The sequence below is a fragment of the Pseudoalteromonas sp. SMS1 genome (assembly GCF_021530565.1).
Lineage (GTDB): Bacteria > Pseudomonadota > Gammaproteobacteria > Enterobacterales > Alteromonadaceae > Pseudoalteromonas.
In genome coordinates, this window is the sequence record NZ_JAKGBI010000003.1 from 86,015 (window position 1) to 101,397 (window position 15,383).

12 protein-coding genes and 1 pseudogene are annotated in these 15,383 nt (G+C 44.6%); 10 read left to right on the forward strand and 3 right to left on the reverse strand.

Annotated features, from left to right (window positions below):
* The first annotated feature begins 19 nt into the window (after positions 1-19).
* Together ubiH and L1286_RS04115 are read left to right on the forward strand one after the other, a co-directional pair.
* Complete coding sequence (ubiH, locus tag L1286_RS04110; RefSeq protein ID WP_235405645.1) at positions 20-1,207, forward strand: 2-octaprenyl-6-methoxyphenyl hydroxylase; 1,188 nt, start codon at positions 20-22, stop codon at positions 1,205-1,207.
* A 10-nt stretch (positions 1,208-1,217) separates the two neighbouring features.
* Positions 1,218-2,384, forward strand: coding sequence for an FAD-dependent oxidoreductase (locus tag L1286_RS04115; RefSeq protein WP_235405646.1), 1,167 nt, complete (start codon positions 1,218-1,220; stop codon positions 2,382-2,384).
* 15 nt (positions 2,385-2,399) lie between these two features.
* Here L1286_RS04115 and L1286_RS04120 read toward each other — a convergent pair whose 3' ends face one another.
* Positions 2,400-3,245: a LysR family transcriptional regulator gene (locus tag L1286_RS04120; protein ID WP_235405647.1), complete on the reverse strand. Its 846-nt coding sequence runs from the start codon at positions 3,243-3,245 to the stop codon at positions 2,400-2,402.
* 129 nt (positions 3,246-3,374) lie between these two features.
* Between L1286_RS04120 and L1286_RS04125 the strand changes: the two genes are divergently transcribed.
* The 7 genes from L1286_RS04125 to L1286_RS04155 all read left to right on the forward strand — a co-directional run bounded on the left by L1286_RS04125 (position 3,375) and on the right by L1286_RS04155 (position 12,044).
* Complete coding sequence (locus tag L1286_RS04125) at positions 3,375-3,947, forward strand: hypothetical protein (RefSeq protein ID WP_235405648.1); 573 nt, start codon at positions 3,375-3,377, stop codon at positions 3,945-3,947.
* A 118-nt stretch (positions 3,948-4,065) separates the two neighbouring features.
* Positions 4,066-5,148 (forward strand): glycine cleavage system aminomethyltransferase GcvT, encoded by a 1,083-nt coding sequence (gene gcvT / locus L1286_RS04130; protein ID WP_235405649.1) that lies wholly within the window; start codon positions 4,066-4,068, stop codon positions 5,146-5,148.
* 63 nt (positions 5,149-5,211) lie between these two features.
* Positions 5,212-5,601, forward strand: a complete 390-nt coding sequence (gene gcvH, locus L1286_RS04135; RefSeq protein WP_065790984.1) for a glycine cleavage system protein GcvH — start codon at positions 5,212-5,214, stop codon at positions 5,599-5,601.
* Between the two features lie 182 nt (positions 5,602-5,783).
* Positions 5,784-8,681, forward strand: a complete 2,898-nt coding sequence (gene gcvP, locus L1286_RS04140) for an aminomethyl-transferring glycine dehydrogenase (protein ID WP_235405650.1) — start codon at positions 5,784-5,786, stop codon at positions 8,679-8,681.
* A 550-nt stretch (positions 8,682-9,231) separates the two neighbouring features.
* The gene (locus tag L1286_RS04145) at positions 9,232-9,984 is read left to right on the forward strand and encodes an ETX/MTX2 family pore-forming toxin (RefSeq protein WP_065790989.1); all 753 of its coding nucleotides are present in this window, start codon (positions 9,232-9,234) and stop codon (positions 9,982-9,984) included.
* Between the two features lie 289 nt (positions 9,985-10,273).
* Positions 10,274-10,699 carry an acyl-CoA thioesterase gene (locus L1286_RS04150; RefSeq protein ID WP_063374809.1) on the forward strand — a complete coding sequence of 142 codons (426 nt, stop codon included), beginning with the start codon at positions 10,274-10,276 and terminating at the stop codon, positions 10,697-10,699.
* A 349-nt stretch (positions 10,700-11,048) separates the two neighbouring features.
* Complete coding sequence (locus L1286_RS04155) at positions 11,049-12,044, forward strand: fatty acid desaturase (RefSeq protein WP_235405651.1); 996 nt, start codon at positions 11,049-11,051, stop codon at positions 12,042-12,044.
* Between the two features lie 172 nt (positions 12,045-12,216).
* On the opposite strand, the gene L1286_RS04160 is transcribed toward L1286_RS04155, so the two are convergent.
* Positions 12,217-12,531: a hypothetical protein gene (locus L1286_RS04160; protein ID WP_235405925.1), complete on the reverse strand. Its 315-nt coding sequence runs from the start codon at positions 12,529-12,531 to the stop codon at positions 12,217-12,219.
* A 328-nt stretch (positions 12,532-12,859) separates the two neighbouring features.
* On the reverse strand, positions 12,860-13,714 hold the full coding sequence (locus tag L1286_RS04165) for a hypothetical protein (protein WP_235405652.1): 855 nt from the start codon (positions 13,712-13,714) through the stop codon (positions 12,860-12,862).
* A 1,215-nt stretch (positions 13,715-14,929) separates the two neighbouring features.
* Here L1286_RS04165 and L1286_RS04170 point away from each other — a divergent pair.
* Positions 14,930-15,179 (forward strand): annotated as a pseudogene (locus L1286_RS04170) (peptidylprolyl isomerase).
* Positions 15,180-15,383: the final 204 nt, after the last annotated feature.

Genomic DNA, 15,383 nt, shown 5'->3' on the forward strand with positions numbered 1-15,383 from the left:
TAGTTTGGGAGTATTGGGCTTGCAACACTTTGATGTGCTCATTGTTGGCGGCGGTATGGCGGGTGCAACCGCTGCTGTCAGTATTAAAAAACAGCATCCACACTGCAGTGTGGCGGTGGTTGAGGCATTTGCGCCAAAAACCAATGCGCACCCAAGTTTTGACGACCGCAGCATTGCCTTGGCTGAACAGTCCATCGACTACTTAAGTCGACTGAATTTGTTTAGCAAAGAGTGGCGCTTTGCGGAACCTATCTTAAAGGTGAATGTGTCTGACCGCGGTCACTTCGGTAAAACAAGCATTGCGCCGCAAGATTATAATGTGGATGCCTTGGGGTATGTGGTCGAGGTTAATCCTTATGGCCAGTTCTTGCATCAACAGCTACAAAGTCATGACATCACCCTGTTTTGCCCTGCAACCGTGGCAAAATTAACACAGCATCAAACACATGTCGACGTGACAATAACGCGTGAGACTGGCACCGAAGATATGACCTTGCAGACTCGTTTGCTCGTTGTAGCTGACGGCGCGAAATCGCCTACGCGTGGGTTGTTAAACATGGAATTTGACAGTTTTCCCTACGAGCAATCGGCGCTTATTGCGAACGTTAAAGTAGCGCAAGGGCATAAAGGTGAAGCATTTGAGCGGTTTACATCGCAGGGACCAATGGCACTATTACCGATGAGTGATGGGCGATATTCCGTGGCTTGGTGCATGAAACGTGAAGCATTAGAGGAAGTGCTGGGCTATGATGATACGCAATTTCTAGCGCGTTTACAGCAAGCGTTTGGCTATCGAGGCGGAGTCTTCGAGGCCGTGGGCACGCGCAGTAGCTATCCGCTCGTACATGGGCGTGTATCGGATGTGGTGCATCATCGTGTAGTGATCATTGGTAATGCTGCGCACGCCATTCATCCAATCGCCGGGCAAGGGTTTAACCTTGGGGTGCGTGATATTCAAAGTTTAAATGCATGTCTAAATCACCATGATGTAAGCGAGTGGGGCAGCCACGCATTTACCCGCGCTTATAAAGTGGCGAGAGATCACGATATCGGTAGAGTGATGACGCTGACGGATAGTTTGGTTCGGTTGTTCTCCAACCACTCGCGCACCGTCGCTTTTGGACGAAGTTGTGGGTTGTTATTTATGAGCCTGTTTACCAATTTAAAGGCACCATTAGCGAAGCAGCTAATGGGCCGAGTAAAATAAAGGACACTTTATGCAACAAGTGCAAGTTTGTATTGTGGGCGGGGGGTGTGTTGGCTTGACCTTAGCATTGGGTTTGGCGCAAAAAAATATCTCCGTCTTAGTGCTGGATGCGGGTGCAGCTCCAGCTCCTTTGGCCGAACAATACAGTATGCGTGTCAGCGCGATTAGCCTAGCCAGTCAGCAACTATTTGAATCTCTCGAGGTATGGCCTGAGATTATTGCAAGTCGCGCTACGCCTTACTCGGCCATGGATGTAAGAGATACCGACAGCTTTGGTAAAATTGCATTTGATGCCGCTTCTTTAGAACTATCTGAATTGGGTCATATCATTGAAAATGAGGCGATCCGTTTTGCTTTGTATGAAAAACTGCAAGCATATAGCCATGTGACATTGGCCTTTGATAGCCGTTATAGCACCCTTCACCAAACAGACACCGACGTACTAGTGACATTAGACTCCGGAATGCCAGTGATGAGCAAATTGCTGGTTGCTGCCGATGGCGCAAATTCTGGTGTGAGAAGGTTATTTGATATGCCACTGAGCTTTTGGGACTATGACCATCATGCCTTGGTGGCAACCGTGAAAACTGCTCTTCCCCATGAACAGGTTGCCAGACAAGTCTTTTTACCGACCGGTCCACTGGCGTTTTTACCCCTGCATGAAGACAATATGCACTCAATTGTGTGGTCAACTTCCCCTGAACATGCCGCGCAGTTAATGGCGCAGGATGCACAAACATTTAATAAGTCGTTGTCGGCGGCCATTGATATGCAGTGTGGGCTGTGCGAAGTGCAAAGTGACAGAGCGGTTTTTCCTTTGACGATGCGTTATGCACAGCAATGGCTGAAAGGCCGCGTCGTGTTGATGGGCGACGCAGCTCACACGATTCACCCGCTTGCCGGTCTCGGTATGAACTTGGGACTAAAAGATGCGGCACACTTGATACAGGCATTGTCTAGTGAACATGGTGAGTTTGCTGCGCATTCTGTATTGCGCGAGTATGAGCGCACGCGCAAGCTCGATGCACAAAAGCACATTGCCATGATGCAGGGCTTAAAAACGCTGTTTGAGGGCAATCACCCAGCCAAAAAGTTAATCAGAGGTTTGGGGCTTAGCATGGTGGATAATTTAGGGCCAATTAAAAACTTGTTTGTAAAACAGGCGGTCGGTCAATAGACCGCCCAGACAGGTTTACCCCAGTCGCAGTGCAATAAACTCCGCGAGTTTGTTTACTGCATGCGCCGACTCTTGGGTATTCTTAATTAGGCTGATGCCGATTTGCCCCAGTGCGGGCAAGTGGGGAGTATGTTGCTGATAGGTCAACTCGCCAGGCACGGTGCTTTTTGCCAATACCGTGACCCCCAACCCCTCTTTTAAGGCGGCGGTTAACCCCGTTAAGTCGGCATTGCTATAGACAATACGAAATGGACGACCGCTTTCTTGTAATGCTTCAATGGCTCTACGACGATAAATACACCCTTCGGGTGCCGTCACTAAGGTGACCACTTCCTGCTTGGCAAGGTTTAAATCACCTACCCATACCAACTGATCGCGCATAAAAACAGGGTGCGATACGGATTCGAGTTCTTCGTTTAATGCCAAAACGAGATCAAATTGATCTTGCCTAGAAACAGAAAGTAAATGCTTACTTAGTCTTGACTTTACCTCTAATGCAACATCTGGATATAACGATACAAAGTCACCAATAATCGCAGGCAGAATGCGTGCGGCAAATTCACTGGGTATGCCAAGGCGCACGCGCCCAGTTACACTTTCTGAAGTAAATTGTTGTAGTATCGCGTCATTGTATTGCAGCATTTGCTTAGCCTGCGGCAGCAGTAACTCGCCATACTGATTGAGTACTTGACGCTGGCCTTGTTTTTTAAACAGTTTGCAACCGAGCAAATCTTCTAATCTACGGATCTGCAAACTCACTGCTGGTTGAGACAATCCCAGTAATTCGCCTGCCTTTGCAAAACCTCCGACCTCTACAACCGTGACTAAGGTGCGTAGGCCATCAATTGATAAGTTCTTCATATTTAAAAAAGCTATTTATAATTCTTGAATACATTAATATTATTTATCAATTGATAAATAATTACAATTTGTTGTTGGCTATCCACCACCCTATACTTTTGCTCATCTTAATTTCACTAAGGTGGTTGTATGACGTTTTCACCCATTATTTTTGCCAAACACCGTCAGGGCACTGTCCCTGCGCAAAATGCCTACAGTCAATTGGCATGTCAGGTTGTTATTGATTTTAGTGGCTTCGAAACGACTCCTTTTCTGAACAAAGAACTGGGTATCAACCTCAACAAGCTAATTGCGCCAGGATTAGGTATACAAGGCGTATTTGCCAATGGCGATAGCTATGCTGTTTATTACTTTAGTGAAACTGCCTATCGCTTTGTGCTTGGGCAAGAAGCAGCGAATACCTTGGTTGCTTTGGTTGCTGAGCACGAGCAAGACTATGACATCGAATTAATGCGCCGTGATGACCTCGCGATTGGTCAAATCTGTGGGCAATCTGCTTTTGATTCGTTGTTGACGCATTTTTCGCTGACGCCGGGTCTGGGGATTTCAGACCTACAAACTTGCTATGGTAAACAAAGCGGCGACGTGTTTGTGACTACTTTACTGCAAGATGGCGTACAGCAGCACCAACTGATTGCGCAGGCAGAGCCACTACTCGTTTGGCAAGAGAAACTCTGCGCAGAAGGGTTTAGTGTCAATTAATTCCGTGCATTTGAGTTGCGCTGTAACTCAAGATTAACCCCGTTTGAGGTCGTGTGATCTCGATAAGTGTGGCTGGCGTATTCGTTGGTTGCATAAAATAAAAAATTGAAGGACAAGTATGACTTCTAAAACAGTACTACATGCTAAGCACCTAGAAGCTGGCGCAAAAATGGTTGATTTCCACGGCTGGGAAATGCCAATCAATTATGGCTCGCAAATCGAAGAACACCATGCAGTGCGTCAAGACGCGGGTATGTTCGACGTGTCTCACATGACTATTGTGGATGTGAAAGGTGCGGATGCGCAGGCATTTCTACGCAAGCTAGTAGCAAACGACGTTGCTAAGCTGACAGTGCCTGGCAAAGCGTTATACACAGGCATGCTCAATGAGCAGGGTGGTGTGATCGACGACCTTATCATCTATTTCTTCACTGAAACTGAGTATCGCCTAGTTGTAAACTCAGCAACGCGTGAAAAAGATCTTGCACACATCGGTACTGTTGCAACTGACTTTGAAGTGGCGGTAACGGAGCGTCCAGAGTACGCAATGATTGCCGTTCAAGGTCCGAACGCAAAAGAAAAAACAGCGACAATTCTAACTGCGGAGCAACAAGCAGCTGTAGAAGGTATGAAGCCTTTCTTTGGTGCTCAGGCTGGCAATTTATTCATCGCAACAACAGGCTATACTGGTGAAGCGGGTTATGAGATTGTTGTGCACAATGACGATGCAGCGGAGCTTTGGCAACAATTACTTGACGCAGGTGTGCGTCCTGCTGGCTTAGGCGCGCGTGATACGCTACGTTTAGAAGCGGGCATGAACTTATACGGTTCTGATATGGATGAAACGGTCTCTCCGCTGGCTGCAAACATGGCTTGGACCATCGCGTGGGAGCCGGAAGAACGTGATTTCATCGGCCGTAAAGTGGTTGAGCAGCAACGTGCTGACAAGAGCACTGATAAGCTGGTTGGCCTAGTGCTAGAGAGCAAAGGCGTACTACGTGGTGGTTCTAAAGTTATCGTAGAAGGTGGCGAAGGTGTTATAACTTCTGGTACATTCTCTCCGACTTTAGGTTTTAGCGTTGCATTGGCACGTGTTCCTCGTTCAACTGGGGAAACAGCACAAGTTGAAATGCGCAAAAAGCTAGTAGACGTTAAAGTTGTGAAGCCTTGCTTCGTACGTAACGGCAAGTCAGTGATCTAAGCTATCATTGTAACGAGTAGAATAATGGGCAGTTGCCCAAACAAATGACCAAAGGAACAAAAAATGAGCAACATTCCTAGCGAGTTAAAATACGCATCTTCACATGAATGGGTTCGCGCTGAAGGCGACGGTGTATTCACTGTAGGTATCACTGAGCACGCACAAGAGCTGCTAGGTGATATGGTATTCGTTGACCTACCAGATGTTGATGACGAAGTAGATGCTGGCGAAGACTGTGCAGTTGCTGAGTCTGTGAAAGCGGCTTCTGACATCTATGCGCCTATCACGGGCACTATCGTTGAAATCAACGAAGAGTTAGAAGATTCTCCAGAGTCTGTTAACAACGACCCATACGGCGACGGTTGGTTATTCAAAGTGAAAGCATCTGACGAGTCAGAGCTTGCAAACCTACTTGACGCTGAAGGTTACCAAAATTCAATCGACGAAGACTAATTCGTTGTAGAACGTAAAAGCCCCAACTTTTGGGGCTTTTGTTGTTAAATTAAACCGTTTTGGTTTGGTTTATCTCAAAGCATTATTTTGTGACTGCGTTACCAAGGCCTTTGTCTAGCAATGCTTGCTAGGCATCAATGCAGGACACACCCACTTAATTTGGATCATAGGAATCTGGACTAATGTCAAACGCCAAATCTCTTGAACAATTAGAGCAAAAGCAAGACTTTATTCGCCGCCATATCGGCCCGAATGCCGCACAAGTAAGCGAGATGCTTGCTGAGCTTGGAGTATCAAGTGTTGAAGAGCTGATCGGTCAAACGGTACCTGACTCTATTCGTTTAGAAACAGGTCTTAAGATTGGTGAAAGCCGTACTGAAGTTGAAACGCTAAGCTACCTAAAATCAGTAGCGGGCCAAAACAAAGTATTCAAATCATACATCGGCCAAGGTTATCACCCAACACACGTACCTAACGTCATTTTACGTAACGTGTTAGAAAACCCAGGTTGGTATACAGCGTATACACCTTACCAGCCAGAGATCGCACAAGGGCGTTTGGAGTCACTTCTTAACTTCCAAACTCTAACGATGGATGTGACAGGCCTAGACTTGGCAAGTGCATCTTTGCTTGATGAGTCTACCGCAGCTGCAGAGGCGATGGCCCTCGCTAAGCGTGTAGCAAAAGCAAAAAAAGCAAACATTTTTTTCATCGCAGATGACGTACACACACAAACAATTGACGTAGTAAGCACCCGTGCTGAACAGTTTGGTTTTGAGGTGGTGGTTGCCCCTGCAAGCGACGTGGTAAATCACGAGATCTTCGGTGCACTATTCCAGTACCCGTCAACATCTGGTGAAGTAGTTGACGTCACAGACCTAATCGCACAAGTACAAGACAAAAAAGCGATTGCCTGTGTTGCAGCAGACATCATGAGCTTAATGCTATTGAAAGCGCCGGGTAAGCTAGGCGCAGACGTCGTACTGGGTTCTGCACAGCGCTTTGGTGTGCCTATGGGCTACGGTGGTCCACACGCGGCATTCTTCGCAACACGCGACAAGTATAAGCGTTCACTACCAGGTCGTATCATTGGTGTATCTAAAGACCGTTTAGGTAACGACGCACTACGCATGGCGATGCAGACGCGTGAGCAGCACATCCGCCGTGAAAAAGCGAACTCAAACATTTGTACAGCGCAGGTATTGCTCGCTAACATGGCGGCGTTCTACGCGGTGTACCACGGTCCACAGGGTCTTAAGACAATTGCACAGCGCATCAACCGCTTTGCAAGCATCTTGGCAACGGGCCTTAAATCTAAAGGCGTTGCACTGAAGCATGACACGTGGTTTGACACCATCACGGTTGTGGCTGAAGAGGCAGACAAAAATGCGGTTGTTGGCCGTGCAGTTGCAAACGAAGTGAACTTTGCAATTAACCACGCAGGCGAGTACTCAATCGCCCTGAACGAAACAACAACACGCGCAGACATCGCTGAGCTATTCGACATCATCCTAGGCGAAGGCCATGGTCTTGATGTGGCTGCGATTGACGCTGAAGTGGCGGCAAACGACATCACAGGGGTTCCAGCGAGCTTGGTACGTGATGACGAGATCCTCACTCATCCAAACTTCAATGAGTATCACAGCGAAACTGAAATACTGCGTTACATCAAGCGTTTAGAGAACAAAGATTTGGCATTGAACCACTCAATGATTTCTTTGGGCTCGTGTACTATGAAGCTAAACGCGACAGCGGAGATGATCCCAGTAACCTGGCCTGAATTCGCTGAGCTTCACCCATTCTGTCCACTTGAGCAAGCACAAGGTTATCAAACTATGATGACTGAACTGCACGACTGGCTTGTAAATATCACCGGCTACGATGCAGTATCACTACAGCCAAACTCAGGTGCACAAGGCGAATACGCGGGTCTTATCGCTATTCGTAAATACCATGAATCACGTGGCGAAGGTCACCGTAATGTGTGCTTGATCCCAAGCTCTGCACACGGTACTAACCCGGCGTCTGCACAAATGGCAAGCATGAAGGTTGTGGTTGTTGGCTGTGATGACCAAGGCAACATCGACCTTGACGACTTACGCGCAAAAGCAGAAGAAGTGTCTGAAAACTTATCTTGTATCATGGTAACTTACCCGTCTACACACGGTGTATACGAAGAGACTATCCGCGAAGTCTGTGACGTTGTTCACCAGCACGGCGGCCAAGTATACATGGACGGCGCGAACATGAACGCGCAAGTAGGGGTAACGAGCCCTGGCTTCATCGGCTCAGATGTATCGCACTTAAATCTACACAAAACGTTCTGTATCCCTCACGGTGGTGGCGGTCCTGGTGTTGGTCCTATCGGTGTTAAATCACACCTAGCGCCATTTATGCCTAACCACAGCATCATCAATGTTGCGGGCACCACAGAAGGTAACGGTGCGGTATCGGCGGCACCTTACGGTTCAGCAGCGATTCTACCTATCTCATGGGCATACATTGCGATGATGGGCAGCGAAGGGCTTAAGCAAGCGACTGAGATTGCAATCGTCAACGCGAACTACCTAACAGCTAAACTGGCAGATCACTACCCAGTGCTATACCGCGGCCGTAACGACCGTGTTGCGCACGAGTGTATTGTTGACTTGCGTCCACTTAAAGAAGCATCTGGCATCACTGAAATGGATGTGGCGAAGCGTCTTATGGACTATGGCTTCCACGCACCGACGATGTCATTCCCAGTAGCGGGCACACTGATGATCGAGCCTACTGAGTCTGAGTCTAAAGTTGAAATCGACCGCTTTATCGAAGCGATGATCTCAATCCGTGAAGAGATTGCTAAGGTTGAGTCAGGCGAGTGGTCTGTAGAGAACAACCCACTGGTATTTGCACCGCACACGCAAGCTGACGTACTAGGTAACGAGTGGGAGCGTGCATACGACCGCTTCTATGCGGCATTCCCAGTACCTGCTGTAGCAAAAGACAAATTCTGGCCAACGGTAACGCGTATCGATGACGTATACGGTGACCGTAACCTGATCTGTTCATGTCCAGCTGTTGAGACATATGCAGAGTAATTTGTTTTAGATCGGGCCAATTCCCGACTTGGATTTTTAAAAACCGCCTTAAGAGATTGAGGCGGTTTTTTTGTGGGTGGGTTTTGGCTTCAATCACAACTTTGTCACCCTGACGGAGATCAGGATCCATTTTGCAGAGATGTCGGGTTCAGGTGCGATCTCACCTTCGTCGTCATGACGGAGGTGAGGACCTATGTTTTTCAGGACTAGCAGTTTAATAACAGGGCTGGTGCCGACAAGCCTTCAGCTAAACACTTTGTCGCGTTGGTGACGGCAGTCAGAAAAGGCCGATGCTAGCCGCTCATGTACGATCTTCGCTCTAGTGAACACCTCGAAAGAGTTCATAAATTCCAAATATATAAGGAACCCATAAATACTCAATGACTCTGGCCTGTTGGACTAAAACCTTTATTAGCGGCGCTGTAATACTTTGTAATAACGCACACCGTTTCCACACTCTACGCTTGTAATCACATTTAATGGAGAGCTTAAAACGCTTCTCAGTAATCGTTAGATGTAACTATAATCTCACTTACTTAAAGGAATTATTATGCCAATCCAGCAAGCGTTACAATTCTCAGATCTCAGTGCCCTTGATTCTAGTCCCAATGCTGTTAGAGACTGGTTTAAACACTCATTTTCAAGAAATCCAAAAGAGGTGACCCCGGATGGGATATCTGTAAACAGTGAAACCTATTTCAATGCTGTTACCCCTGCAATAACTGAACAGTATAGTCACCCCGCATATAAAACCCTCGGGTCCATTGACTATACGCAGGGCGAGACAACTGGAGATACACAGGCAGTTCTCGGTTCTAATTATGCAATAAATAAAAGCAACCAAGAGCAGACCATTACACTTACTGTGTCTGGCGCTTGGCAAGAGTCACAAACAACTTCGAGCTCAGTGACAAGTGGCATGTCATTTACCGCTGAGGTTTCGCTAGAAGGCGTGTTTAAGTTAGGTTCAACTTTTAGCACTTCAATTACAGCGGGAGAATCAAATACCAATTCGACGACTAGAACGAGCACTGCCAGCGCCACAGTGAAAGTTCCGCCAAACTCAAAGATTAAAGTCACGATGGTTGGTACAATGAAGACGCAAACAGTCAATTTTACTGCGCCTATTCAGGTTAGTGGGATGTTCGGTGCGAATTTTCCCGATCGAGTGAGTGACCATTATTTTTGGTTTGCTGGAGTAGAGCAGGTTCTTCCTAAAACCACAGGAACTCTTAGTGGTACGATTAAAAACACATCAGCTTTCGATGTACAGACAGAGATTGGTGAAGCAGAGCCTTTATAAGAAACTCTTTTAATTAAGGGGTCAGGGTTATTTGATCCCTTTCAAAAGTTAATTCTTCAAAATAATGTGGAATCAAAGGGGTCAGAGTCATTTGATCCTAATTTTTAATGAGTCTGCAATCTTATAAGAGTTTGGTTGAGGAAAGAGTACTTTTCACTTTTAAAGTCATTTACTCTGACCCCATTGATTACATCCTGCGCAAAAGTATGTTTCGCAACTAAACTAATCTTGTTACTGGTACGATGAGTTGCTACTCTCAAAATAAATAACCATAATTTGAGGCAACATCATGCAGGAGTTTTTCGAAAAGTTTGCAATTAATACAAAAATTAATGTGGTGTGGGGCGAAATGGATGCATTGGGGCATGTGAATAATGTGTCGTATTTTCGTTATTTCGAAACCGCTCGGATTGATTTTTTAAAGCAAACCGGCTTACTTTCTATTTTGTCTGAACCCAGCCATAGTCCCGTGCTACGTGATACTTATGCGCAATACAAACGACCCGTGACTTTTCCTGATACTTTGTATATTGGTTCATATATCACTGATATAAAAGAAGACCGCTTCACAATGCGCTACGAGGCGTTTAGCGAATCACAGCAAGCAGTATGCACAACGGGGTATGCTACTGTGGTGATGTTTAATATGAAAACAGGGCAAAAAGCGCCGATCCCAGACAATATGCTTGCCATACTTAAGCGATACGAGATGTAACCAATAGGGTCAGAGTCGTTTGATCCCGCTTTTTATGATTCCTTCGTCCTTAATCAATGGGCTCAGAGTCATTTGATCCCGTTGCTTATGACCCCGTGGTCCTTGTTATCGTCTGTAAAGCTGATTGTGGGCTGCGGGTATAACATAAATAATCAATGGGGTCAGAATCAATGGGGTCAGAGTCATTTGATCCCGTTGCTTATGACCCCGAGGTCCTTGTTATCGTCTGTAAAGCTGATTGTGGGCTTGAGGGTATAACATAAAAACCATTGACTCTGACCCCGTTGATTCCAAAATATGGGGTATTTTGCGGTATGATATTGATCTCAATTAGTTAGCACAGCTAGAAATGTCAAAATTAACCGCGAAGCAGAATATCAAAGCCATAGTGACTGCAATTAACTCTGAAGAGACATCACTTAGAGCGCGTTACCCTATTCTTCGTCAGCAAAATAGCATTGCCATGGTAATTTTGCTGTTGTCATTATGTTCATTGATTGGCGTTGCAACGCTTTACTATTTGGCTGTTATTCCTGCGTGGCTGTGTATTATTTTGGCTGCTGTCATTACCTCTATAGCGCATGAGCTTGAACATGACATGCTCCGCAAGCAATATTTTAGTCATCGGCCATTTATATATAACCTTATGATGCTCACCGTGTGGTTGATGCGGCCAAATACGGTGAACCCTTGGTACCGAAGAAAAATTCACTTACGCCATCATAAAGTGTCTGGCACTGCACAAGACCTAGAAGAGCGTTTAGTGGGCAACGGGATTCAATCGCCTTTTTTGAGAGCATTGGTGATTGCAGATGGGTTGCTTGGTTTAGTAATCAATGCAAAGTGTTTTACTAAAGAGATCCGAGGCTTTAAGTTTTTACGGGTATTCAATGCAGGCGCGCCGCTTGCTACGGCTTACTTTGCGATTTTATATGGTGTGATTGTCTACTATGCGCTGCAATTTGTTCAGCCATTTGAATTGCCTAGCTGGGGAGCTGAGTTACTTGCGGTTGCTGAGTTCTTGATGGTGGTGCTGATTTTGCCAAATGTTGTCCGCTCGTTTTCGCTTAATTTGGTGACCTCTTCAATGCATTATTATGGCGGTGTGAATAATGTATTGGCGCAAACGCATGTGATCACCAGTCGCTGGTTTTTACCCTTTCAATTATTTTGTTTTGACTTCGGCCGTACGCACACCATTCATCATTTTGTGCCTAATCAACCCTTTTATATTCGACAAATGATTAGTAAAAAAATACGGCCAATTATGGCTCTGCACGGTGTACGATTTGACGATTTGCAAAGCTTAAAGCATGCAAATCAGTACCGAGAAAAGAGCAGGTAGGCTGCTTTTTGTAGCCATGGGGTCTAATCAAAGGGGTCAGAGTCATTGATCCTTTTCAATAATACCTAGCTTTAAATGATTATTAAAAAGCCAAAGAGAGTGTGGTTACAATCTGAATGAGGTCAGTTCTCTAAAGCAGTCTAAGCAATCAACGACTCTGACCCCATTGAAATTAATGCACGGTTATTGGGTGATCATTCACGACCAAAGATTGGCCATTTTTCTGTGCGCGAAGAAAGCTTGATACTAGAACTTCGTTGGACAAGGTATTGATATCATCGACTTCTTCGACCATACAAAACATAATGGACTCCCAGCCTAGATCTTTAATAAATGTCTTAAGTTGGTTGATATTATCTTGATAGTTTTCATCGGTTGTTAATAGCCCGATAGAGTGCTTATTTCCGTGCTTGTACTTTCCTTTTTGAGTGGCCGAGCACTTGGCATACCCGCTTAACACATACACTGTACTTTCGCTTTTATTCATAGTGATGACATTACCAAATTGAATTTGGGTTCTCATATGCATTTTTCAAACCAAGCTTATCTCTATCTCGATATTGTATGTCTAAGTATTGAAAGTATTGAGGAAAATTATCTCTTACCTATATCAGAAAACCATGCCACATAAAGGTGTCAATTTTTTGCAAAACAGGGGGGGAAAGGGGGTGAGTCATTTGATTTCACCCAAAAGTACTCGGCTCAAGTCAATTCGCATAAAATTAAAGTGTCGATACGACATGACTTATTGCGCTCAGAAATGCTAAACGCGTAAGTCATTAATAGGGCTAACCTTATTTGGCGCCAAAGTTAGGTTAATTGCCAAGCGTTATCCAGAGATCTTTATTATCTGTGGGGGTTGATTGCGACAAAAATGGATTGTCTATCGTTAATATCGTTTTATTGTTCCATTGGCTGAGTGGAAACAGGTGCTTAGTCGCTGGGTGGGTTTTCATATAGTGATCAAAGCTTCCATCTTTTAGCGCACGGGTTAACCCTGATTTAAGGTCATTAATGAGCTGTTTGTTGTCTTTGTGCGTAAAAAAGTACATCGGGAACCGATAATGCAGTATCAAATCATCATAAACCATTAAATCGGGCATGATTTTATTGCGACTTGTCACTTCAGAAAAAGCCTCGTTTATACCTCTTGGAAATGCTTTACATCTTCCGGCATAAACTTGCTTGAACATGTTTTCGTAAATCACATTCGTAGTCACACTAAGGCCTGCCGCTAACATAATATCGGTATCAGGCCAGTGCTGCCCTTGGCACAGTGAAATATTTCTAAGCGATTTTATAGACTTAATTTCAGAGAATAACTGCGCATTGTCTTTGTGGATGGTAAAAACGCGATACCCAAGCAATCCTTTATTGAGTGGAATTCGCACGACGCCCAATTCAGATTCTCTTTGGTGATTGGTGCCAGCCCAATATAAATCAATTAAGCGCCCTGATTGTAACTCTGAGAGAGCACGGTCTTGTACCATGTAAGGAGAAGACTGAATTCTGATTGGTTTGTTTAACTTTTCATATGCGAGTTCGATAAGACCGATGTAGTAGTTGTGGGTGCTATCATGTTCAGACTGGCTGCCTCGTACGCGAATTGTCTCACTTGCAATTGAAGTATAACTCACTAGCAATAGCCAAATAAGAATGAATTTGTTCATTGGCTTCTCATAATGATGGGTTACTTATATTAGCGTAGTGCATATTTTTGACTTCCGTGGTGTTTGTCTGAACAGGAAGTGACAAGCTGCAATCAATGGGGTCAGAGTCGATGATGCTTTAAAAAAGAACATGCGCTTATCTCTGTGCAATTTATAGTTCTAGACAACGCTCAAGTGATTTATTGTAAGTTTGCGCAGTGTATGAGTGAAAGCCGTGTGATGATGCGCCGTGCGTTGTCGGCATTAGATCGAAGGCTACTTTTTTTGGGCTTTCCAAGTTCCACCGTACTGATATGTTTGCGCGTAACGCTTTTTGATAACGCGTAAACAAGGGCCACAAACAAACTGCCATTGGCTAAGAGTGTTGTAACGACAGCGGTACATCACTGCTTTACTTTGTTGGCATTGTTCACAGAGTTTATGGCGTATTCGCATAATATCTCACTGATTGAAGGTTTTGAAAAAGGACACTTTAATTACATGCTGTTAGTTTGTTTTTTAAGCTGGTAACTCAGCATAATCAAGGTACAGGTTTAAAAGCGTGATTAGCTAAATGTTCAGAACAATGCCTATCAATACGAAGTTCATTGTAGTTCGATCAGTGCCGGCCATTTAATGCATGCAATAATATTTAAAACTAATTAATACTCTAAAAATCAATATATAAGTAAAGCTATAGCCTCGAACGGCTCTGGCCAATTTAAACTGGAAAAATATTTAGTGACTCAGACTTCATTAAAATTTAGATAAAAATAAGGTGGGACAAAAGTTTTATTTTTTGTGTTGATTAAAAAATGCGCTGATGTTAGTGTTTTGTGAAATAAAAACAGAAAAGGAAATTAAAATGAAACTTAAACTAAAAAGTAAACCAATTAAAAACCTTTCGAAGGATAAAACTGCGCTTCAGGCTGATGTTACACCTCAAGTAGGTGGTGGATATACTATCGATCACACTAGACTAGCTAGCTGTTGGGTTTGTCATATTACTAAGTAGTCGCGGAATATCGCCACTAGTCAAAGGGATCAGAGTTGCTGATCCCTACATAAAATACGGCCTAACTAGATAAGTAGTTAGAGGGTTTAACCTTGCAGGTTTCAATTTACAGCTTTGCTGTTTGTAATGCGGTTTTACTTCAAATCTTTTAAAAAGATAACAGCGTGATTTGGCTCTCAGCAACATGTGTCTTTACTCCGTGTATTTAGATTGAGTGGGTTATAGGCAGTACAGCACACGGTTTATACAGATTGGTAAAGCACAAAGAGCAAGCGGAAGATATTCTTAAGCAGTTAAAGAAATATACTAAGCTTCAAGCTTTGGCAAAACACGCTCAAAGGGAAAGAATTTAGACGCAGTACAATGGTTCCTCAATTTGATAAAGTTTGCTTTTCCGCCAAAGTACTCGCACCACAGCTAGTCAAAACAAAGTTTGGTTGGCACATCATCAAAATATTGACCCGCATATAAAATATCAATGGGATCAGCGTCGTTTGGTCTCACTCTTGATAGTTTCTACTTCGACTCATACATGTTCAGTTAAACATTGATCTGCGACGTCTAATACCGAACAGCACTGACCTTAAAACCATGCCCTGCACGCTTTTTAATACCCAATTACATAATATTCCCCGAGCGTACAGTTGGGCTGTGCCTTAAGGTGTGTCTAAAGCG

Excerpts from the sequence above, each read along its gene's own strand:
- L1286_RS04125 (WP_235405648.1), top strand. The coding sequence starts at position 3,375 with ATGACGTTTTCACCCATTATTTTTGCCAAACACCGTCAGGGCACTGTC.
- L1286_RS04120 (WP_235405647.1), bottom strand. The coding sequence starts at position 3,245 with ATGAAGAACTTATCAATTGATGGCCTACGCACCTTAGTCACGGTTGTA.
- L1286_RS04145 (WP_065790989.1), top strand. The coding sequence starts at position 9,232 with ATGCCAATCCAGCAAGCGTTACAATTCTCAGATCTCAGTGCCCTTGAT.
- gcvP (WP_235405650.1), top strand. The coding sequence starts at position 5,784 with ATGTCAAACGCCAAATCTCTTGAACAATTAGAGCAAAAGCAAGACTTT.
- L1286_RS04150 (WP_063374809.1), top strand. The coding sequence starts at position 10,274 with ATGCAGGAGTTTTTCGAAAAGTTTGCAATTAATACAAAAATTAATGTG.
- L1286_RS04160 (WP_235405925.1), bottom strand. The coding sequence starts at position 12,531 with ATGAATAAAAGCGAAAGTACAGTGTATGTGTTAAGCGGGTATGCCAAG.
- gcvT (WP_235405649.1), top strand. The coding sequence starts at position 4,066 with ATGACTTCTAAAACAGTACTACATGCTAAGCACCTAGAAGCTGGCGCA.
- L1286_RS04155 (WP_235405651.1), top strand. The coding sequence starts at position 11,049 with ATGTCAAAATTAACCGCGAAGCAGAATATCAAAGCCATAGTGACTGCA.
- L1286_RS04115 (WP_235405646.1), top strand. The coding sequence starts at position 1,218 with ATGCAACAAGTGCAAGTTTGTATTGTGGGCGGGGGGTGTGTTGGCTTG.
- gcvH (WP_065790984.1), top strand. The coding sequence starts at position 5,212 with ATGAGCAACATTCCTAGCGAGTTAAAATACGCATCTTCACATGAATGG.
- L1286_RS04165 (WP_235405652.1), bottom strand. The coding sequence starts at position 13,714 with ATGAACAAATTCATTCTTATTTGGCTATTGCTAGTGAGTTATACTTCA.